This is a genomic window from Robertmurraya beringensis (assembly GCF_042433785.1).
Lineage (GTDB): Bacteria > Bacillota > Bacilli > Bacillales > Cytobacillaceae > Robertmurraya_A > Robertmurraya_A beringensis.
Map to the genome: position 1 here is coordinate 1 of NZ_JBHLUU010000011.1, position 2491 is coordinate 2491.

Below are 2491 nucleotides of genomic sequence, written 5' to 3' on the forward strand. Positions count from 1 at the left end.
ATAACTGAAGCGCCCATCTTTTATGAGTCGAGCGATTACCAGCGCATCTTTGCGGTCATGTTTGGTTGGCAGATTGTCATCTAACTCTTTTGACCGTTTGACATGCATAGGATTGGCCATAACTAGGCGGATGCCCCGTTCCTCTAGAAAATAGGCTAAATTGAGCTAATAATGGCCAGTAGGTTCAATCCCTACGATGACTTCCGTTTTCTCGTGTTCTTTCATTTCAGTTAGAATACATTGATAGAAAAGTTCAAACCCATCTCGAGACTGAGAAACAGAGAATGACTTTCGGAGCACCCGTCCGCGATCATCCACAAAGCAAGCGTAATGAATCCTCTTGGCAATGTCGATTCCGACTACAAGTGTTTTTTCGGTGACTTGATTTATTTTATGATTTTGTTTAAAATCCATATGGAGTCCTCCTNATTGATTCATATTTTGTGAAGGTTGAGTTACATACTGTTGCATCTGTTGAAGCAGCCGTTGATAGTGTCGATCATGCATTTGTCCAGCTTGTTCAAGTGCTGCTCTTACTTCGGGATTTTGACATTGTTGAGCGAAAAAATGCATTTTCTTCATCGCAAGTAAATTCCAGCTTAACATATCGTTTACATAGAGATGATCCTTTGTTGACATTATTTCAGGCGGTTGTGTCATTAAAGCTTGTGCTTGTTGATTATTCATACCCGTCTGCATTTGTTGCATGATGTTTCCTCCTGTTAACAATGTTGTAATCACTTTAGGTAGATTGCCACACAGCGGTCAAAAATATGCAGGTATTTTAGACTAGTTTTAAAGACCCCCCACCTCTAGATAGCATTAAATACTCCCCACCTATACGTAGGTGGGGAGTATTTGTGGCTAAACTAAATATTAATTTATCCTATTCCAGACCCTGTTTAAATCTAAGGGGACATAGACTTTATCACCATGAATTTCCTTATGTATGATAGGATTGGTAAAACTTTCATCTAAATAATTTTCAATTATTTTCTTATGTCTAGCTCGTGGTTTTGTTCCTAAAATATTTTCAGTATAGTCCTTGTACATTACTAATGTATACCTCGCTTTTTTCACCATTTTCTTGTTTATTGAAAAAATATTAATGAGACAAACAAATTGTAAAATACTCCATTGACAAGTCCTTCACTGTGTTTGAAAAGGAATTCCCTGCAATGTAACAATTTCCAAGACACCTAGTAACTACGAATAAATTTTCTGTATTTTAATCCGTTTATTAATAACTTAATTGTCCATTTTCACTATCCTCCTCTCATCGCTTTTTCTTACATGTGTATCTTTTCCAAAAGCAGTGGAAAATTACATATCTAAATTTTTAAATATTTAAAGTCTGATAAAATTCAATGAATAAAAATCTTTTAATACTGCAATCTAATAAAGGTCAAAATAAAATATAGGAGGTGTTATTCATGACAGTCATCAATGACGTTAAAACAGCTTTAGCAGGATTAAAAAGCGCTCAAGCTAGCTTTGAAACATTTGCTCTCAGTACGGATAATCAACAAGCTAAGCAACTTTATCAAGATGCTGCTACACAAACCCAATCTGTTATTGATAATGTTGAACCACGTGTTCAACAAATCGAACAAGAAGAACCTCAATACAAACAACAATAATGAGTATGGCGAAAAGGTTGGTTGAGAGGCCAACCTTTTTTAGCATCCCAATACTGGTAAAACATGGAGGTGATTTCATGAAAGTGAAAATATTATTTTTCATTTTAATCCTTATCGGAATGGGTTCAGGGTGTAACGGAAACCAAAATCAGTTAGATAATTATAATGATTTGAGTATTTCACAAGTACATACAAGTAAACCAATTGATCAATCTGTTGCCAATCATGCTAAAGAAAAGATTATCACTAAGGAAGAAATTTCGGATGTAAAGGCTGTGAATACAAATAATGAGCTTTTAGTAGCGATAAAAGTCAGAAATTTCAACCGTTTCCGATTAAAAAATATCGAGAAGTCAGTTAAATCTGACTTAAAAAAAATGTATCCAGATCACAATGTATTTGTTTCGAGTGATAAAAAAATGTTCTGGGAACTTGAAAACATAGAACAGAGACTGAAAAAAAACGATACGAATGAGAAAAACTTAAAAAAGGATTTAAATAAACTGAAAAGTCTAATGAAGGAACAAACATAAAGAGAAAGGATCGAGTTATGTCTAATAATCAAAAGAAACAACTTACTCCTGTGCAACAGGAATACCAAAAATTGCAAAAACAACGAGAGATTAAAAGACCGGTTGTTAAAAATTGTATAAAGGCCTTTATAACTGGTGGTCTTATCTGTCTGATCGGTCAGTGTATTTCTGACTTCTACATTTATTTTTTTGATTTTACTGAGCAAACGGCCGGAAATCCGACAGTGGGTACGTTAATTTTTATTACGATGCTTCTTACTGGTTTTGGTGTATATGATCGAATGGCCCAATTTGGAGGGGCTGGAACAGCTGTACCCG

At 34.9% G+C, this 2491-nt stretch carries 3 protein-coding genes and 1 pseudogene; 3 read left to right on the plus strand and 1 reads right to left on the minus strand.

What is annotated here, in order from left to right; genetic code table 11:
* Positions 1–414 (minus strand): annotated as a pseudogene (locus ACFFHF_RS02200) (IS110 family transposase); the annotation flags it as partial.
* Between the two features lie 1019 nt (positions 415–1433).
* Between ACFFHF_RS02200 and ACFFHF_RS02205 the strand changes: the two are divergent.
* The 3 genes from ACFFHF_RS02205 to ACFFHF_RS02215 all read left to right on the plus strand — a co-directional run.
* Positions 1434–1640 (plus strand): DUF1657 domain-containing protein, encoded by a 207-nt coding sequence (locus ACFFHF_RS02205; protein WP_160549936.1) that lies wholly within the window; start codon positions 1434–1436, stop codon positions 1638–1640.
* Between the two features lie 77 nt (positions 1641–1717).
* Positions 1718–2173 (plus strand): YhcN/YlaJ family sporulation lipoprotein, encoded by a 456-nt coding sequence (locus ACFFHF_RS02210; protein ID WP_160549937.1) that lies wholly within the window; start codon positions 1718–1720, stop codon positions 2171–2173.
* A gap of 17 nt (positions 2174–2190) precedes the next feature.
* Positions 2191–2491: SpoVA/SpoVAEb family sporulation membrane protein (locus tag ACFFHF_RS02215; protein ID WP_377057524.1), on the plus strand; the 301-nt coding region annotated here is incomplete at its 3' end.